Origin of the sequence: Streptomyces sp. NBC_00513 (genome assembly GCF_041431415.1) — a bacterium.
In the GTDB taxonomy this organism is placed as follows: Bacteria; Actinomycetota; Actinomycetes; order Streptomycetales; family Streptomycetaceae; genus Streptomyces.
In genome coordinates, this window is the sequence record NZ_CP107845.1 from 1,810,117 (window position 1) to 1,826,137 (window position 16,021).

At 73.6% G+C, this 16,021-nt stretch carries 18 protein-coding genes and 7 tRNA genes; 11 read left to right on the forward strand and 14 right to left on the reverse strand.

Translation table 11 applies throughout. From position 1 onward, the window contains the following. The first annotated feature begins 54 nt into the window (after nucleotides 1-54). Nucleotides 55-1,440 carry a carotenoid oxygenase family protein gene (locus OHA84_RS08565; RefSeq protein ID WP_266951967.1) on the forward strand — a complete coding sequence of 462 codons (1,386 nt, stop codon included), beginning with the start codon at nucleotides 55-57 and terminating at the stop codon, nucleotides 1,438-1,440. On the opposite strand, the gene OHA84_RS08570 is transcribed toward OHA84_RS08565, so the two are convergent. After that, nucleotides 1,437-2,654, reverse strand: coding sequence for a hypothetical protein (locus tag OHA84_RS08570; RefSeq protein ID WP_053684401.1), 1,218 nt, complete (start codon nucleotides 2,652-2,654; stop codon nucleotides 1,437-1,439). The genes OHA84_RS08565 and OHA84_RS08570 overlap by 4 nt on opposite strands. Beyond that, complete coding sequence (locus tag OHA84_RS08575) at nucleotides 2,654-3,244, reverse strand: DUF4365 domain-containing protein (protein WP_053684399.1); 591 nt, start codon at nucleotides 3,242-3,244, stop codon at nucleotides 2,654-2,656. Before OHA84_RS08575 ends, OHA84_RS08570 begins: the two co-directional genes overlap by 1 nt. 206 nt (nucleotides 3,245-3,450) lie before the next feature. Between OHA84_RS08575 and OHA84_RS08580 the strand changes: the two genes are divergently transcribed. Next, on the forward strand, nucleotides 3,451-4,176 hold the full coding sequence (locus OHA84_RS08580) for a 3'-5' exonuclease (protein ID WP_053684397.1): 726 nt from the start codon (nucleotides 3,451-3,453) through the stop codon (nucleotides 4,174-4,176). 52 nt (nucleotides 4,177-4,228) lie between these two features. On the opposite strand, the gene OHA84_RS08585 is transcribed toward OHA84_RS08580, so the two are convergent. Beyond that, nucleotides 4,229-4,300 (reverse strand) — tRNA-Val (locus OHA84_RS08585). A gap of 172 nt (nucleotides 4,301-4,472) precedes the next feature. On the opposite strand from OHA84_RS08585, the gene OHA84_RS08590 reads away from it, so the two are divergent. Then, entirely contained in the window at nucleotides 4,473-6,800 is a 2,328-nt protein-coding gene (locus OHA84_RS08590; protein ID WP_266972342.1) for an SCO7613 C-terminal domain-containing membrane protein, read from the forward strand. Nucleotides 6,801-6,859: 59 nt separating this feature from the next. Here the strand turns inward: OHA84_RS08590 and OHA84_RS08595 are convergent. After that, nucleotides 6,860-6,931, reverse strand: a tRNA-Val gene (locus OHA84_RS08595). A gap of 56 nt (nucleotides 6,932-6,987) precedes the next feature. Beyond that, nucleotides 6,988-7,425: a TIGR02611 family protein gene (locus OHA84_RS08600; protein ID WP_053684394.1), complete on the reverse strand. Its 438-nt coding sequence runs from the start codon at nucleotides 7,423-7,425 to the stop codon at nucleotides 6,988-6,990. A gap of 177 nt (nucleotides 7,426-7,602) precedes the next feature. Between OHA84_RS08600 and OHA84_RS08605 the strand changes: the two genes are divergently transcribed. Both OHA84_RS08605 and OHA84_RS08610 read left to right on the forward strand, forming a co-directional pair. After that, nucleotides 7,603-8,016 carry an SsgA family sporulation/cell division regulator gene (locus OHA84_RS08605; RefSeq protein ID WP_030011909.1) on the forward strand — a complete coding sequence of 138 codons (414 nt, stop codon included), beginning with the start codon at nucleotides 7,603-7,605 and terminating at the stop codon, nucleotides 8,014-8,016. Between the two features lie 199 nt (nucleotides 8,017-8,215). Then, nucleotides 8,216-8,836, forward strand: coding sequence for a CGNR zinc finger domain-containing protein (locus tag OHA84_RS08610; RefSeq protein ID WP_053684391.1), 621 nt, complete (start codon nucleotides 8,216-8,218; stop codon nucleotides 8,834-8,836). Here OHA84_RS08610 and OHA84_RS08615 read toward each other — a convergent pair. Both OHA84_RS08615 and OHA84_RS08620 read right to left on the reverse strand, forming a co-directional pair. Further along, nucleotides 8,777-8,953, reverse strand: a complete 177-nt coding sequence (locus tag OHA84_RS08615; RefSeq protein ID WP_199826695.1) for a hypothetical protein — start codon at nucleotides 8,951-8,953, stop codon at nucleotides 8,777-8,779. The genes OHA84_RS08610 and OHA84_RS08615 overlap by 60 nt on opposite strands. A 130-nt stretch (nucleotides 8,954-9,083) precedes the next feature. Further along, entirely contained in the window at nucleotides 9,084-9,533 is a 450-nt protein-coding gene (locus tag OHA84_RS08620; protein ID WP_266951354.1) for a hypothetical protein, read from the reverse strand. A gap of 197 nt (nucleotides 9,534-9,730) precedes the next feature. On the opposite strand from OHA84_RS08620, the gene OHA84_RS08625 reads away from it, so the two are divergent. Continuing rightward, nucleotides 9,731-10,258 carry a DsbA family protein gene (locus OHA84_RS08625; protein WP_266951352.1) on the forward strand — a complete coding sequence of 176 codons (528 nt, stop codon included), beginning with the start codon at nucleotides 9,731-9,733 and terminating at the stop codon, nucleotides 10,256-10,258. 12 nt (nucleotides 10,259-10,270) lie between these two features. Here OHA84_RS08625 and OHA84_RS08630 read toward each other — a convergent pair whose 3' ends face one another. Genes OHA84_RS08630 through OHA84_RS08640 form a run of 3 tightly spaced genes read right to left on the reverse strand, consistent with a single transcriptional unit; the run spans nucleotide 10,271 to nucleotide 13,033 of the window. Beyond that, nucleotides 10,271-11,095 (reverse strand): GNAT family N-acetyltransferase, encoded by an 825-nt coding sequence (locus OHA84_RS08630; RefSeq protein ID WP_053684385.1) that lies wholly within the window; start codon nucleotides 11,093-11,095, stop codon nucleotides 10,271-10,273. Nucleotides 11,096-11,150: 55 nt separating this feature from the next. Next, nucleotides 11,151-11,969 (reverse strand): aminotransferase class IV, encoded by an 819-nt coding sequence (locus OHA84_RS08635; protein ID WP_053684383.1) that lies wholly within the window; start codon nucleotides 11,967-11,969, stop codon nucleotides 11,151-11,153. Further along, complete coding sequence (locus tag OHA84_RS08640; RefSeq protein WP_053684381.1) at nucleotides 11,966-13,033, reverse strand: chorismate-binding protein; 1,068 nt, start codon at nucleotides 13,031-13,033, stop codon at nucleotides 11,966-11,968. The genes OHA84_RS08635 and OHA84_RS08640 overlap by 4 nt, the downstream gene beginning before the upstream one ends. Before the next feature lie 180 nt (nucleotides 13,034-13,213). Here OHA84_RS08640 and OHA84_RS08645 point away from each other — a divergent pair. The 5 genes from OHA84_RS08645 to OHA84_RS08665 all read left to right on the forward strand — a co-directional run bounded on the left by OHA84_RS08645 (nucleotide 13,214) and on the right by OHA84_RS08665 (nucleotide 13,691). Then, a tRNA-Gly gene (locus OHA84_RS08645) sits at nucleotides 13,214-13,286 on the forward strand. A gap of 42 nt (nucleotides 13,287-13,328) precedes the next feature. Continuing rightward, nucleotides 13,329-13,402: transfer RNA gene (locus OHA84_RS08650), tRNA-Cys, on the forward strand. Nucleotide 13,403: 1 nt separating this feature from the next. Continuing rightward, nucleotides 13,404-13,475: transfer RNA gene (locus OHA84_RS08655), tRNA-Val, on the forward strand. A gap of 19 nt (nucleotides 13,476-13,494) precedes the next feature. Further along, nucleotides 13,495-13,566, forward strand: a tRNA-Val gene (locus OHA84_RS08660). 50 nt (nucleotides 13,567-13,616) lie between these two features. Next, nucleotides 13,617-13,691, forward strand: a tRNA-Val gene (locus OHA84_RS08665). Between the two features lie 118 nt (nucleotides 13,692-13,809). On the opposite strand, the gene OHA84_RS08670 is transcribed toward OHA84_RS08665, so the two are convergent. The 4 genes from OHA84_RS08670 to OHA84_RS08685 form a co-directional block, all read right to left on the reverse strand. After that, nucleotides 13,810-14,133 carry a zf-TFIIB domain-containing protein gene (locus OHA84_RS08670; RefSeq protein WP_266951347.1) on the reverse strand — a complete coding sequence of 108 codons (324 nt, stop codon included), beginning with the start codon at nucleotides 14,131-14,133 and terminating at the stop codon, nucleotides 13,810-13,812. A gap of 66 nt (nucleotides 14,134-14,199) precedes the next feature. Then, the gene (locus tag OHA84_RS08675) at nucleotides 14,200-15,195 is read right to left on the reverse strand and encodes a phosphotransferase (protein WP_266972336.1); all 996 of its coding nucleotides are present in this window, start codon (nucleotides 15,193-15,195) and stop codon (nucleotides 14,200-14,202) included. Beyond that, the gene (locus tag OHA84_RS08680; protein WP_266951343.1) at nucleotides 15,183-15,479 is read right to left on the reverse strand and encodes a hypothetical protein; all 297 of its coding nucleotides are present in this window, start codon (nucleotides 15,477-15,479) and stop codon (nucleotides 15,183-15,185) included. Before OHA84_RS08680 ends, OHA84_RS08675 begins: the two co-directional genes overlap by 13 nt. Nucleotides 15,480-15,794: 315 nt before the next feature. Further along, entirely contained in the window at nucleotides 15,795-15,980 is a 186-nt protein-coding gene (locus tag OHA84_RS08685) for a hypothetical protein (RefSeq protein WP_053684373.1), read from the reverse strand. Nucleotides 15,981-16,021 lie beyond the last annotated feature (41 nt).

Consider the following 16,021-nt stretch of genomic DNA (forward strand, 5'->3'; position numbering starts at 1 on the left):
CCCACCCATCGAAAGCCGAGGCCCACCGTGCAGACCAGCCAGGACGTGAAGACGATGAACGAAGCCAAGAAGCCCTACCTGACCGGCCACTACGCCCCCGTGGTCGACGAGATCACCGCAACCGACCTGACGGTGGAGGGCACCCTCCCGCCCGAGCTGACCGGCCGGCTGCTCCGCAACAGCCACAACCCCAAGCCCGGCATCACCCCCACCCACTGGTTCAAGGGCAGCGGCATGGTGCACGGCATCCGGCTGCGCGACGGCCGCGCCGAGTGGTACCGCAACCGGTGGGTGCGCACCCCCGCCCTGGACGGCGCCCCCTATATGACCGAACACGGCCCCGACCTGACCGCGAGCACCGCCGGCACCCACGTGATCGAGCACGCCGGACGGCTGCTGGCCCTCAGCGAGGCCGCCCTGCCCTTCGAGCTCACCGCCGACCTGGAGACCGTGGGCGCCTACGACTTCGGCGGCAAACTGACCTCGGCGATGACCGCCCACCCCAAGGAGGACCCCGTCACCGGGGAGCTGCACTTCTTCGCCTCCTCGCCGTTCCCCCCGTTCCTGATCCACCACGTGGCCTCGGCCGACGGAAAGGTCCTCGACAGCCGGGAGGTGCCGGGGGCGAGCGCGGCGCTGAAGCACGACTTCGCGCTGACCGCGCACCACGTCGTCTTCCTGGAGGGGTCGGTGACCTTCGACCCCACCGAGCACTCCGGCATCCCGTACGGCTGGAGCGAGGACCAGGTCTCCCGGATCGGGGTCATGCCCCGGGGCGCGGGCGGCGCGGCCCGCATCCGCTGGTTCGAGATCGCCCCCGGCTACGGAATGCACTTCGCCAACGCCTACGAGGACGCGCGCGGCCGGATCGTCGTGGAGGGCCCGACCGTCGGCCGCACGGGCTGGCAGCGCTCCTGGAACTGGTGGGTCGGCGCCCCCGACCGCGGCGCCGAGCCCAACTCGGGCTCCCGTGGCCGCCGCTGGACCGTCGACCTGGCCGCCGGGAGGGTCACCGAGGACCAGACGGACGACCTGACCGTGGAGTTCCCCACCATCAACGACGCCTACCTGGGTCGGGAGCACCGCTACCAGTACGCCCTGTCGTTCCCGGACGACCTCGGCGTCGGCAACCACAGTCTCGTCAAGTACGACCGCACCACCGGCGGACGTCAGGTTCTCCCCTTCGGTACCGGCCGACTGCCCGGCGAGGCCGTGTTCGTGCCGGCCGCCGACGCGGGCCCCGGCGACGAGGACGCCGGCTACCTGCTGACCGTGGTCAGCGATCTGAACGCCGACGCCTCGCAGTTGCTCGTCCTGGACGCGACCGACCTCGCCCTCCCGCCGGTCGCCACCGTGCACCTTCCCCGCCGGGTCCCCGCCCAGATCCACGGCTCCTGGATCCCCGACACCGCGCGGGCGTCGGAGTCAGAAGCCGCCTAGTCGTCGGAGGGAAGCACCTCCGAGGGGTCGAAGGCCTCGTCGAGCGACTTCATCAGCCGGTCCCGTTCGACCTCGTCGAGCGGGACCGGCCGCACGTCCACCGCGTCCGTCAGCCTGCGGAACCCGCCCCGCCGCTGGAGCCGCCCGCTGACCCGGACCGGCAGCCCCACCAGGTGGGCGTGGCCCGCGACCCGGTACGACTCCTCGTCCAGGGCGGCCCGTACGTAGGGCACCTCCGCCCCCGACAGCACCCGCAGCCGTACCGTCCCGCCGCCGCCCGCCGCCGAGCGCCGCATCCGGACCACGGCCCCGGCCAACCGGACGGGGATCGCCGGTTCGTCCCGGGTGTATCGGGCGGCCGCCTCGCGCAGCACCGGCAGGTCGCCCGGGGAGAACTCCACCGCCTCCGGCCGGGCCGCGCACCCGGCCGGGACGCCCGCGGCCGGCGCCCAGGCCAACGCGATCCGGGCCCCTTCCGAGCCGCGGACGAGGGCGATCAGGGCATCGGCGAGTTCCCGGCTGACGCCGGCCTCCACCGCCGCGTCGAAAGCATCCATGCCGCCGGTGGCCCGCCGGTAGTCCACCGCCTCGCGGGCGGCGTGCAGCGCGTGGTGCAGCCGGGCGGTGATGCCCCGCCCGCCGTCCACCGGGACGTACGCGGCGAGTCGCCGGCCGCCCGGCGAGGGCCCCACCAGCACCCCGTCCAGGGCCCGTTCGGCCTGTGCCCGGTGACGCGCCCCGTAGTACCCGGCGCGGGCGTGCGCCGCCAGGGCGCCGGCGAGCAGCAGTTGCCGGGCCGCCGAGCGGAGTTGTTCCTGTACGGGCCAGGCCTCCGCGCCCTGCGACGGGTACGTCCCCTCGGGGAACTCCCGTTCCCAGCGGATCTCGTCGCTCGGCACGCTCAACCCGAACAGCACCTCCCGGGCCGAGGGCAGCCCGCTGTGCGCCAGCGCGGCCAGCGCCTCGTCCAGCAGGTCCGCGCAGTCGGGGAAGGTCCGGCTCTCGGGGACGAGCAGGCTGGTGCCGGGGTGCCCGGGCGGCGCCCACCTGCCGTACCGACCGGCGGCCCCGCCGCGTCGCAGCCAGCCGTGCCGGTGCAGCAGCGCGCCGAGCACGGCGGGGTCGACCTTCGCGGGATCGGGCGTGGCGGCGTCCGCGTACGCGGTGGGATCCGGGGGCGTCAGCGGCTCCGGGCGCGGTGAGTACCGTTCCATCAAGGTGTCCCTCCCGACCCGACCCGGGTCATGATCTCGCACAGCGCCCGGTCGTCGAAGATCCGCGTGGTCGGGATCCGTACGGTGGTCCGGCGCCGGCCGGTCACGGGCTGTCCGGCGAGGTTGGTCCAGTAGCAGCAGTGCCGCAGGTCGAGCCGGTCGTGTCCGGCGGCCAGCCACTGTTCGCGCTCCCTCGGTACGAGCATCACTACGAGGATCTTGTGGACGGCGACGGGAGTGCGCGCCAGCTTCACGAGGTGCTCGTTGTCGAGGGTGAAGCCGAAGGTGGCCCCGGCCGGCCGGGGCGGTGTCTGGTAGGTCGCCTTCAACTGCACCTTGATGGTGACCTCGTCGTCGACGACGTGCTCGGGGGCGCCGTGGCTGACGTGCCAGTCGATGCCGTTGTCCGGGAAGGGCTGGGACAGCGAGCAGCCGGCCGCGGCCGCGACGGCGTGCAGGTATCCCACCTGGAGGGTCTCCATGCAGGCGGTGGTGGCGAGGGTGCCGCGCAACGGTCCGGTTCCCGCGTCCGGCCGCGGACCGATCCGCGCCGGTGGTACCCCGAACGGTTCGGGCTGTGTGAGCGCCATGGCCGGCTCCCCATGCCTTCCGGGCTCCGCAGAGTGAGGTGTCGGGGTGACGACCGGTCATGCGTCCGTTCCCCCAGGGAAGTTGTCTCCGTAGCAGACGAGTCGCAAACGGCGTACGGGGCAAACAGCCCGGGTATCACCGATTCGGGCAAGGGCGGCGTGATCCGGGTGCGCCCCACCTGCCGACCGGGGACGAGGAGTTCGCCATGACACGCTGGTACGAGGGCCCGCTGGCCGCATTCGACACGGAGACCACCGGAGTGGACGTCGAGCAGGATCGGATCGTGTCCGCCGCGCTCGTCGTGCAGGAGTGTGCGGGCGGCCGCGTCCGCTCCACCCGCTGGCTGGTCAATCCCGGCGTCCCGGTACCCCCGGGCGCCACGGAAGTGCACGGCCTGACCGATGAGCACCTCCAGCGCCACGGCCGTTGGCCGGCGCCGGTGGTGGAGGAGATAGCCCGCGCGCTGGCGGAGCAGCAGGTGGCGGGCCGGCCGGTGGTGGTGATGAACGCGCCCTTCGATCTGACGTTGCTGGACCGGGAGTTGCGCCGGCACCGGGCGTCGTCACTGGGGCGCTATCTGGACAACCGGCCGCTGACGGTGCTGGATCCGCGGGTGTTGGACAAGCACCTGGACCGCTACCGCAAGGGTCGCCGGACGCTGACGGACCTGTGCGAGCACTACGGCATAGAGCTGGAGGGGGCCCACGACGCGTCGGCCGACGCCCTGGCCTCGCTGGAGGTCGTCCGGGCGGTCGGGCGCCGGTTCGCGGGCCGGCTGGAGCGGCTGACACCGGCCGAGCTGCACACGCTCCAGGCGGTGTGGCACGCGGCGCAGGCGCGGGGGCTCCAGGCTTGGTTCGCCCGCCAGGGCACTCCTGAGTCGGTGGATCCGCACTGGCCGTTGCGGCCGGAACTGGGGGCCGCGGCCTGAGGGCCGGGAATGCGGAAGGCCGGTCCGTCAGTGACGGACCGGCCTGTCCCGGTGGGCGATACTGGGATCGAACCAGTGACCCCTTCGGTGTGAACGAAGTGCTCTCCCGCTGAGCTAATCGCCCGGGAACGGACTGAACAATACAAGAGCCTCGGGGTCTGTTCAAACCGCTTCCGGTCGGGCCTCGGGCCGGCCGCTCTCGGCGCCCGATCCCGTTCCGCGCACCGGGTGTACTCAGGCGGATCTGAGTACGCACGCCCATGTCCCGACGGCGTGACGGGCACCACACTCCGAGCATGAACACGCCCCTGTCGCCCGCCGAGGAACTGGCGCTCATCGACGGCGAACTCGCCCGTCTCGACGCCCGTCGCGCCCATCTGGCGGCCCGCCGCGACTGGTTGCTGCGGCTGCCCCCGATCCCGTGGCCGTCGGCGCCCGCACCGCCCTCGCTTCCGGTCAAGGACGCTTCGGGGCGCGGCGCGCAGAACGTGCTGCTGACGTTGGGCGCCGTGCTGCTCTCGGTGGCCGCGCTCGCCTTCACCCTCGTCAGCTGGGGCTCTCTCGGCATCGCCGGGCGCGCCGCGGTGCTGGCCGTGGTGACGGTGGGGGCGCTCGTCGCGCCGCTGCCGCTGCTGCGTCGCGGGCTGCGGTCCACGGCCGAGTCGGTCGCGGCGCTGGGGCTGTTGCTGACGGTGCTGGACGCGTACGCGGTGCACGCCGTCGGGATGTCGACGGTCGATGGCACCGCGTACGCGGCGGGGGCGGCCGGTGTCCTGGCGGCGCTCTGGGCCGGGTACGGGTTCGCGTCGCCCGGGCTTCGGCTGCCGCTGCCCGTCGCCGTGGCGGCGGCGCAGCTTCCGCTGCCGCTGGCGGCGCTCGCCTCCGCGGCGGACCCGGTGGGGCTCGGTTGGGCGTTGCTGGCGACGGCCGCGCTCGACGTGGTCGCGGCGATGACGGTGCCCCGGGCGCGGGCCGCGTGGCCGGCGGGGGCCGCGCTGGGCGTGGCCGCGCTGGGGGTCGGGTTGGTGGAGTCGGCGGCCACCCCGGGCGCGTCGGCTCCGGCGCTGTTGCTCGCGGCGGGTGCGGCGCTCGGCGTTGCGGTGGCCTGGCGGGTGCCGCGGGCCTCCGCGGCGGCGCTCGCGGGCGGTCTGGCCGCGGTCGTGGCGGTGGCCGGCCCGCTCTCCCCGCGGTGGGACACGGGCTGGGCGGTGCCGACGCACCTGGCGCCGGCCCTGGCGCTGACCCTGCCGGCGGCGGTGGGGGCGGCCTCGGTGCCGGCGGCGGTGCGGCGCGGCCTGGCCCGCGCGGGGCTGGGCGTGACCGCGGCGGCGGCGCTCTGGGCCCTGGCGTCGGTGGTCCCGTCACTGGCGGCGCGGCTGCGGGTGCTCGGCGAGGTGTGGGCGACGACGACCCCCGAGGTGGACCGGCCGGCCACGGGCGCGGCGGTGGCGGTGACGCTGCTGGTGACGGCGGGTGCGGCCGCCGCGGCGGCCCGGCTGATGCCGGCCCGGCCCGAGCCCGGGGTGCTCGCGGTGGTCCTGGGCTGGGCCGGGCTGTTCGCGGCCCCGGTGCTGCTCGGGTTCCCGGTGGCGGCCGTGCTCGCGGCGCAGTTGTCGGTGACGGTGGCCGCGGGGGCGCTCGCGCTGCGGCCCCGGCCCGGCCGTTCCGGCCTCGGGATCGTGGCCGCCGGATGCGCGCTCCTGGGGGCCGGGAGCGTGGCTGTGGGGGCGCTGGACGGCCGACTGGCCACGGTCCTGGTGCTGGGGGCCCTGACGGCCGCCGGCGCGGCGGGAGCGGCGTACCGGCCCGGGCCCGGGTGGGCGCGGTCCGGGGCCGCGGTGCTCGCCGTCGGCTGGGCCACGGCGCTGGCGGTGGCCCTGTGCGCGTTGTCGGACCTCGCGGTGGTGTGGTGGGCGCCGCCGGTGCTGGCGGTGGCGGCCGCGGTGGTGGCGTTCGGCCCCCGGTGGGGCGCGGTACGGGTTCCCGCCGAGGCGGCGTCGATCGCGCCGGGGGTACTCGCCCTGGCGCTGGCGGCCCCCGACCGGCCCGCGCTGGCCCTGGCGCTGGCCCTGGCCGGGGTGGTCTGCGCGACCGCGGCGGTCCGTGCGGACCGGCGCCGACTGGGCTGGGCGGCCTGGGCGCTGTTCGTGGCCGCGACCTGGGTCCGGCTGAGCGCGTCGGGGGTGGCGTGGCCGGAGGCGTACACGCTGCCCGTGACGGTCCCGGCGCTGGTGGTCGGCTTCATGCGCCGCCGCCGGGATCCGGCCGCCTCGTCCTGGACGGCCTACGCGCCCGGACTGGTGGCGACCCTGCTGCCCACCCTGATCGCGGCCTGGGGCGACCCGCACTGGCAGCGACCGCTGCTGCTGGGTCTGGCCTCGCTGGCCCTCACGCTGCTCGGAGCCCGGCAGCGGCTCCAGGCGCCGCTGCTGCTGGGCGGGGCGACGCTCGCGGCGGTGGCCCTGCACGAGCTGGCCCCGTACGTGGTCCAGGTTGTCGGGGCGCTGCCCAGGTGGCTGCCGCCGGCACTGGCGGGCCTGTTGCTGCTGGCGGTGGGGGCGACGTACGAACGCCGGTTGCGCGACGCCCGTCGACTGCGGGCCGCGTTCGGCCGGCTGGGGTGACGCGCCCGGGAAACGCCGAAGGCCCGGAGACGGTGAAGTCTCCGGGCCTCTGGTCCGGGTGGGCGATACTGGGTTCGAACCAGTGACCCCTTCGGTGTGAACGAAGTGCTCTCCCACTGAGCTAATCGCCCGGACGCACCGCAAACATTACCGCATGTCAGCGGTGCTCCCCGCCATCAGGGACGGATCACTGGTCCTTGATGTTCCACGGCAGCATCAGGCCGTACTTCCACAGGTAGAAGCCGACCAGCACGCCGGCGATCACGAGGCCGACGCTGGTCAGGATGATGTTGCGGCGGCGCACCTTCGGGTCGAGGGCCTTCTGGGCCGCCTCGGCCACCTTGCGCTTCGTCCAGCGCAGCACGACCTGCGCCCAGGCGAACTCGGTGCCCCAGATGAACAGGCCCGCGAAGATCGCGACCCAGCCCGGGCCCGGCAGGACGAGCATCGCCACACCGGCGGCGATGACGGCCAGGCCGACGATGAAGACGCCGACCTGCCAGCTCAGGTGCAGACCGCGCCGGGCCTTGACGAAGGCCGGCGCCCTCGACACGTGCGGCTGCTCGTCCGGTTCCGTCGCGCTGGTCGCGGACTCGTGGGTCTCGCGGTCACTCCCCGTATTCATGCCTCCGAATCTACCCGAGCCGGATACACGCGTGAACGGTGGTTTGGATCCGCCGTTCGAGGGACCCAGAGGTCCGCAAAACGGTCAGAGGGGTTTACAACGGCACCGTAGGTGGCATGTCGATTTCGCCGACGTGCGAATCCCCGAGCGCACACTGAGCGAAAGGCCCTGGCGCTTATGAACACCACGGTCAGCTGCGAGCTGCACCTGCGCCTCGTTGTGTCGAGCGAGTCCTCACTGCCTGTTCCCGCGGGCCTGCGGTATGACACGGCCGACCCCTACGCCGTGCACGCCACCTTCCACACCGGCGCCGAGGAGACGGTCGAATGGGTATTCGCCCGTGACCTCCTCGCCGAGGGCCTCCACCGGCCCACCGGTACCGGCGACGTCCGCGTCTGGCCGTCCCGCAGCCACGGTCAGGGCGTCGTCTGCATCGCCCTGAGCTCACCGGAGGGAGAAGCGCTGCTCGAAGCACCCGCCCGAGCACTCGAGTCGTTCCTCAAGCGGACGGACGCCGCGGTCCCACCCGGGACCGAGCACCGGCACTTCGACCTCGACAAGGAGCTCTCCCACATCCTGGCCGAAAGCTGAGCCAGGCCCACACCGGCGCGACACCGTCCGACTCGGGGCGACGGTGCGCGTCGGACAACCACATACGGTCGTGCCGGCGCTGTTCTCGCGGAAGCCAACCGCGAGAGCGGCGCCGGTGCGCTTCACGGAGGACCCGCTAGAGTCGGCCCCCAAGTGACGGCAGGCACGTCGTCGCAGGCCCGCCCTACAGGGAGACCTCGTGCAGATCCCCCACGACACCCGTCGCGCGCTCGACGTCGTCGTCGCGCTGGTGAACACCGCGGCCGAGCCCGGCCGCACGGACGGGCTGTCGGATCTGGGCGCACTGCGCGGATTCGTCCGCGAGTACGCGATCAGCGACGTGGGCGAGCTCGGCGCCCGCGACCTGTCCGGGGTGCGCACGGTGCGCGGCAAGTTCGCCCAGGTGTTCGCGGCACCGAACTCGCGCGCGGCCGCCACGCAGATCAACGAACTGGTGGCCACGGCGGGCACCACCCCACGCCTGACCGACCACGACGGCTACGACTGGCACGTGCACTACTTCGCGCCGGGCGCCTCGCTGGGTGACCACCTGGCCGCGGACGGCGGCATGGCGCTGGCGTTCATCGTGGTCTCCGGCGAGGAGGAACGGCTGCGCCGCTGCGAGGCCCCCGACTGTCGGCGCGCCTTCGTGGACCTGTCCCGGAACCGGTCGCGTCGCTACTGCGACAGCCGGACCTGCGGAAACCGGTTGCACGTGGCGGCGTACCGGGCGCGCCGCAAGGAAGCCGACGCGCACGGTTCAGAGCAGGAAGAGGTCGTGCATGGCGGCGAGCAGCAGCAGGGTTCCGATCACCCCTAGGAAGATCATCAAGGGCGGCTGGGAGAGCGCGTAGAGACAACCACGTCCTTCTGGGGCGACGGGGGCCTCGGCGACGGGGGCGGGAGCCTGCGGCTCACCCTGCGATGTGTCGAGCATGTCGGGGCGATGATCGCGCAGCGCGACCCGATTCGGCGATCAACACGCCAACGAACACGCGGGAGTTCGTCAGTTCCCGTCCGTTCGTACACGCGCCGGCGGGCGCCCGGCGGCCGGGCGCCCGGCCGGATCAGATGCCGTGCTTCTTGAGGATCGCCTCGATGTCGGAGAAGTCGTCCGCGGGCGCCGCCGGGGCCTGGCCCGCGGCGGGTCGGGGCGCGCCGGCGCCGAGGGAGGGCGCGGAGGCGTTCGGGGCGACTGCCTCGGGTGTCTGACGCCCCTTGGCGGCCCTCGGCTCCTTCGGCGGCTTCCCGCCCTTGGCGAGCGCACGGCGTTCGACGGCGCGGGTGGTCATGAAGAGCAGCCAGGACAGGCCCAGGAGCCCGAAGCCGATCCAGACGGACGGCTTGAAGACCATCCCGGACACCCACTCCACGACGCCCGTCAGCACCAGGGCCACGGGGATCAGCGAGTAGGCGGCGATCCGGGTGGCGGCCAGGAAGCGCTTGCGGTAGGCCGTCACCGCGGCCAAGCCCAGGCCCGCCGCGGACACCGCGGAACATATGGTCTCGGCAAGCATGCTGTCCTCCAGGGCAGAGCTGTCTGTCAGGCTTGGGCGTTCTGTCCCTATCCATCCTGCACCGGGCGGCACCGCGAAGGCCACGCCCGGAACCGATCCCGCGCCGATCTCCGGGACATCTCGGGGTCGCGCCTCGTCCCCGGGTACCGGTGGGTGGGGGTGCTCGGAGGTTCGGACACTGCTGGGAGACTGTGCCCATGACCGATTCCCACGCTCCCGCCGCCGCCTCCACTCCCGCCCCCGTCGTCCTGGAGGTGTGGTGCGAGCTCCAGTGCCCCGACTGCCACGCCGCCCTGGACGACGTGCGCGCCCTGCGGGCCCGTTACGGCGACCGGCTGGACATCGTGCTGCGCCATTTCCCGCTGGAGAAGCACAGGCACGCCTTCGCCGCCGCGCAGGCCGCCGAGGAGGCCGTGGAGCAGGGCCGGGGCTGGCCGTACGTGGAGGCCGTACTGGCCCGCACCGCGGAACTCACCCGGGTCGGCGAGCCCGTCCTGCTGGACGTGGCACGCGAACTCGGGCTGGACGTGGAGGAGTTCGACACCGCCCTGGTCGACGGGCGGCACATCCTGATCGTCGACGCCGATCAGGCCGAGGGCAAGGCGATCGGCGTGACCGGCACACCGACGTACGTGATCGGCGGCGAGCGCCTCGACGGCGGAAAGAGCCAGGACGGTCTGCGCGCCCGCATCGAGGAGATCGCCGACCGCCTGCTGGCCCCGTGACCGGGCCCTCGCTCAGATCAGGTCCTTGGCGAGGTTGAAGCGGGTCGCGCGGTAGCCGAGGGATTCGTAGAGCCGTCGGGCCGGGGTGTTGGTGGTGAAGACGTGCAGCCCCAGGGTCCGTTGGCCGTCGGCGAGGGCGACGCGCTCGGCGAGCAGCATCAGGTCCCGGCCGTGGCCGCGCCCTCGGTGCTCCTCGGCCACCTCGACGTCGAAGACGTACGCTCCCCCGTCGCGCCGCGCGACCCACAGCGTCCCGACGGTGGCGCCGTCCGCCTCCAGGACGGACAGCGAGACGCCCGGACCGGTCGGTCCCCGGGGCAGGTCGGCGTCGTGGTCGGCCTCCGACTTGGCGGCCGCGGCCTGCGGGGACATGCCGCGCTCGACCCAGAGCGCGGCGTAGCTCGCGCGGGCGAGGGCCTCCCACTCCTCGTACTCGGCCGGCGTCATGGGCCTGCCGGTCACTCCCTCGCGCACGGCGGGCGGCTCGGCGGGGAGTTCCTTGACCATGTTGCGGCCGTACTCGACGTACCCGAGGGTCTCGGCCAACCGCTGCCCGCCCGCCGAATCGGCCGGCGTCGACACGCGGACCCGACGGCAGCCCCAGCCCCGCAGCACCTCCTCCGCGGCGAGTGCCGCGACGGTGGCCCGACCCCGCCGGCGGTCGGGCTCGTCGACGGCGAGGTCGCGGATCTCTCCGACGGTGGGCCCGAAGGGGGAGTCCGTGGCGATCGTCAGCGCGCCGACGCGCCTGCTGTTGACGCGGATCTCGTACGGGCGCGAGCGCGCGCCCCCGTCGCTCTGCTGAAGCGGCCCGCTCGGCCGCAGGGTGGTGGTCATCGTCGAGTTCTACCCGCCGTGCGGCCTCCGCGACAGTGCCCGTCCCCGACGGTGGCTACGGATCGAGGTCCGCGCCCGCCTGCTCGTCGAAGATCCGCATCGCGCGGGCCGTGACCGGCCCGGGGGCTGCGAGGTCTCGCCCGTCGATCCGGTGGACGGCCTGCACGTCGCGCAGGGTCGAGGTCAGGAAGACCTCCTCGGCGTGCTCCAGGGCGTCGAGGGGCAGGTCGGTCTCCTTGGCGCCGATCCACCGCACGGTCAGGGCCCGGGTGATGCCCGCGAGGCACCCCGAGGAGACCGGCGGGGTGTGCGCCTGTCCGTCGAGGACCACGAAGACGTTGGAGCCGGTGCCCTCGCAGAGCCGCCCGACGGTGTTGCCGAACAGGGCCTCACTGGCGCCGGCCGCGTGCGCGCGGGCGAGCGCCACCACGTTCTCGGCGTACGAGGTGGTCTTCAGTCCGGTCACGGCCGAGCGCTCGTTGCGCACCCACGGCACGGTGATCACGGCGGTGGTGTCCGGGCGGCGGGTCGTCGGGCCGACCGCCACGATCAGGGTGGGACCCGCCTCGCCGCGATCGGATCCGAGCGGGGACACCCCGCCGGTGTAGGTGATCCGCAGCCGGCCGAGCGGCATCGGGTTGGACTTGAGCACCTCGGCGCAGGCCCGGCGCACCTCGTCGAGGTCGGGGTCGGGCAGGCCGAGGCCGCGCGCCGAGCGGGTCAGCCGGTCCAGGTGGCGGGTGAGCGCGAAGGGTTGCCCCTCGCTCGCCCGGAGCGTCTCGAAGACGCCGTCCCCCACGGTCAGCCCGTGGTCCAGCACCGACACCTTCGCGTCGTCCACGTCCCGCAATGTGCCGCCGAGCCAGATCTTCACCGCACGCTCCCCGCGCTCAGCCCGTGCTTCTCGGGCGTGCCGGAGGCGACGCCGAGCAGCCGGGCGGCCTTCAATTCCGTTTCCGCCCATTCCCGGTCCGGGTCGGACCCCCAGGTGATCCCCGCGCCGGTGCCGAAGCACAGGCGGGGTCCGCCCGCTGCCGCGCGGTCGATCCAGAAGGTCCGGATGCCGACGGCGAGCTCCGCGGTGCCCTGATCGGCGTCGACCCACCCGATGCCGCCACAGTAGGGGCCGCGCGGGGCGGTCTCCAGCTCTTCGATGATCCGCAGCGCGGAGGATTTGGGGGCGCCGGTCACCGAGCCGGGCGGGAAGGTCGCCCCGAGCAGCTCCGCCCAGCCCGCGCCCTCGGCGAGTTCACCGCTGACGGTGGACACGAGGTGGACCAGCCCGGGGTGCTCCTCGACCTCGCACAGGGCGGGGACGGCGATGGAGCCGGTGGCGCAGACGCGGCCGAGGTCGTTGCGCACGAGGTCCACGATCATCACGTTCTCGGCGTGGTCCTTGGGGAGCAGGTCGGCCACCGTCCGGCCGGTGCCCTTGATCGGGCCCGACTCCACGTGGCGGCCACTGCGGCGCAGGTACAGCTCGGGCGAGGCGGTCGCGATCTCGACGCCGCGCGCCGGCAGCCGAATCGTTCCTGCGTAGGGCGCCGGATTACCGCGCGCGAGCAGCGCGGTGAGGGCGTCGACGTCGGCGGTGGCCGCGTCGGGCAGCGGCGCCGACATCACCCGGCACAGGTTCGCCTGGTAGACCTCGCCCTTCGCGATGTACTCGCGCACGCGCCGGACGCCGGCCACGTACGCGGCGCGGTCGAGCGAGGAGACCCAGCCGTCGGCGGCGGGACCCCGCCAGGCGCCGGGCACCGGCGCGGGAACGGGGTCGGGGCGTACGTCACCGAACCGCGCGCAGACCAGTCGCCCCTCGAAGTCGGCGGCCACGGCCCAGAAGCCGGTGGAGTCGAGGGCGGAGGGGTCGCTGGTGACATCGCGGAGATCGGTCGCGAGGCGGCCGCCGAAGCGGGCCAGGGGGGGCAGGTCGTGCACGGCTGCGAGTCTATGACCGGTGACGGGATCCCGCCGGTGAGGTGACGGCCGGGTGACCGGCGGTGATCGACCGGCAGCACGCTGCGGAAACGCGTTTTTGAGCTGGCCGGGGAATCCGCTAGAGTTCAACACGTCGCCAGGGAGCGAAGGGGCAACACCCCGGAGCAAACACGGTGACCTGCGGACGTAGCTCAGTTGGTAGAGCACCACCTTGCCAAGGTGGATGTCGCGAGTTCGAGTCTCGTCGTCCGCTCGAAGTGGGGGATCATCTTCCCGAGAACCCCTGCGGCTCCATGGTGGAGTGGCCGAGAGGCGAGGCAACGGCCTGCAAAGCCGTCTACACGGGTTCAAATCCCGTCTCCACCTCCAAGGACGATTAGCTCAGCGGGAGAGCGCTTCCCTGACACGGAAGAGGTCACTGGTTCAATCCCAGTATCGTCCACTGATCCGCAAGGATCCCCGCGCGATTAGCTCAGCGGGAGAGCGCTTCCCTGACACGGAAGAGGTCACTGGTTCAATCCCAGTATCGCGCACGCAGTATCATCGCAACACGTGCTTTAATTACGGCCTTCAAGCCGTTCCCGCGCGATTAGCTCAGCGGGAGAGCGCTTCCCTGACACGGAAGAGGTCACTGGTTCAATCCCAGTATCGCGCACCATCCGGAAGCCCCGGCCGTCTCGACGGTCGGGGCTTCCGCGTTGTGGCGGGTGCGCCCGCGGGGTCGCCGGCCGGTCGGGGTCCGTGTGCGTACCGGGCCCCGGACTCGGCGCGCGGCGTCAGGAGGAGAACAGCATCCGGCCGAAGCCGCCGCGGTGGTTCTTGCCGTGACCATGGCCGTGGCCGTAGCCGCCGTGCTGCTGCGGGGCGCCCCAGGCCGGCGCCTGTGCGGGGGCTCCGTGCTGGGCCGGGTAGGGGGCGGGCGGCGCGGCGGGCGGCGGGACCTGGCCGTACTGCTGGGAGGTGTACTGGGACTCCAGGCGGGTCAGCGCCTCCAACTCGCCGTAGTCGAGGAAGATGCCGCGGCAGCCGCTGCACTGCTCGATCTGGACGCCGTTGCGGTTGTAGGTGTGCATCATCGCGTGACACTTCGGACACTGCATGACCGGATCAACTCCTCGCCGTGTACGTCGCCACCGGAGGGGCGCCCCGGTGGCGTGGGGCTCACCCTACGACGGAGGCTGCGGCTCCAACTCGGGCGGGAGGGCGGAAATTCGGGCACAGGCGTCCAGCATCAGCCGCTCCCCCTCGTCGAGGTCCCGGTTCCCGGCCGCCGCCTTGGCCAGTGCGAGGGCGGCGGTCTGTACGGTCAGGGCCCGGGCGACGACGTCGAGTTCCGGCCAGGGGTCGGTGCCGGGGGGCCCGGCGGCGGGCCCCCCGGCGGCCCGGTAGGCGTCGAGGAAACACAGCCAGTCCTCCGGGGCGAGCAGGCCGGCGGCGTACCAGGCCGCGGGGCGGGCCAGGTCCCAGGCGGGGACGCCGACCCCGAGGTCGTCGACGTCGATGAGCCGCCAGGCGCCGTCCGGGGCCGGGCAGCGCACCAGTTGCCCGAGGTGCAGGTCCCCGTGGCACAGGGCCCCGCCGCGGGGCGGCTCCCCCGCCCCGCGCGCCCACCCGGGCAGGGTCCGCGCGGCCTTCCACACGACCCGGGCGTCGGCGGGACCCGGAACGCCCCGGGGAACCCGCGGCGCGGCGTCGGGCAGGGCCTCGGCGAGGCGGCGCAGGGCGCGGGCGACCTTGGCCGGGCCGCGCATCGGGGGAACCGGTCCGGGGAGCGTGTGCACGGGGACGCGGTGGAGGGCCGCCAGCAGTCGGGCCACCTCCTCCCACGGGGCGTCCTCGGGGCGCGCGGGATCCACCGGGGCTCCGTACGGCCACAGCGAGACGGGGCGTCGTAGGACGTGCCCGGCCTCCACGGACAGCGGCGGCAGCAACACCTCGGCCAATGCCCGCTCCCCCGCGATCCGCATCCGGACGGCGAGACCACCCCGGTCGGTGTCCTCGGCGTGCGCCTTGACCACGGCGGCGCCGCAGCGCACGACGGTGCCGTCGTCCCGGTCGGCGAGGAGGACGTACGGGTGGGGCGGGGTGTCGGGCCACACGGTCGCCGCGTACGCGGCGAGGGCCGCGGGCAGGCCCGCCGGCCGGTCGTTCAGCGAAACCATGCGGTCGTCCCGTCGATGTGGAGCAGGAAGTCCGCCACCGGACCCGAGGGGGAGACGAGGGTCAGCGTCCGCGCGATGGGGGCGTAGGCGGCATCGAACCGTTCGTCGTAGACCTCGGCGGCCATCGTCTCCCGGACGGCGTCGAACCACGGCTTCACCTCGGCGAAGGCGGGCTCGGCGGTGAAGCGGCCGTACATCCAGGGGAAGTCGGTGTCCTCGACGGTGATCGTGCCGAGCAGCACGTCCTCGCGCATCAGGCGCCAGGTGGTGTCGTCCTGGGTCATGGTGGCCGGCTCCGGTGTCGCCCCGCCGCCGCCGGGCGCGACCGCGGTCCCAGGAGGAGGTTACGGACTCGGGTGCGGGTGTGGGCGTCCGGAGCAAGCCCGTGTCCCGCTCGTCGGCGGGGCCGGTCGCGTGAAAGTCGCGTGGTGCCGCGTGGGACGACGCATGAGTGGGCGCGTGAGAAAGGGTGCTGCCCGTCCGACTCCCCAGTCGTACGGGCAGCACCCTTCACCTGCCGTCCGTCGCGCCCCCGTCCCCACGGGGTTCGACAGGCCGATGTCCCGGCCCGGGCCGCTCTCCCGGACCCGGGGCGCCGCTCAGCGCCCCAGCATCGCGCCCACGGACGACGCCTGTGCCGCCACCTGGTCAAATCCTCCGAAGACGAAGAGCAGGACGGCGGCCAGAGGGAGGACCATGGCGGCGGCCACCAGTGGGTGCCGCTTGCCGGACTCATGGCCGTTGAACGCGAATGCCTTGCGTCCCTGCCGTGCGATGTCCGCCATGGCCCTCTCCCTGTCGTTTGGCAGCGGCGGGCTTGTGACCT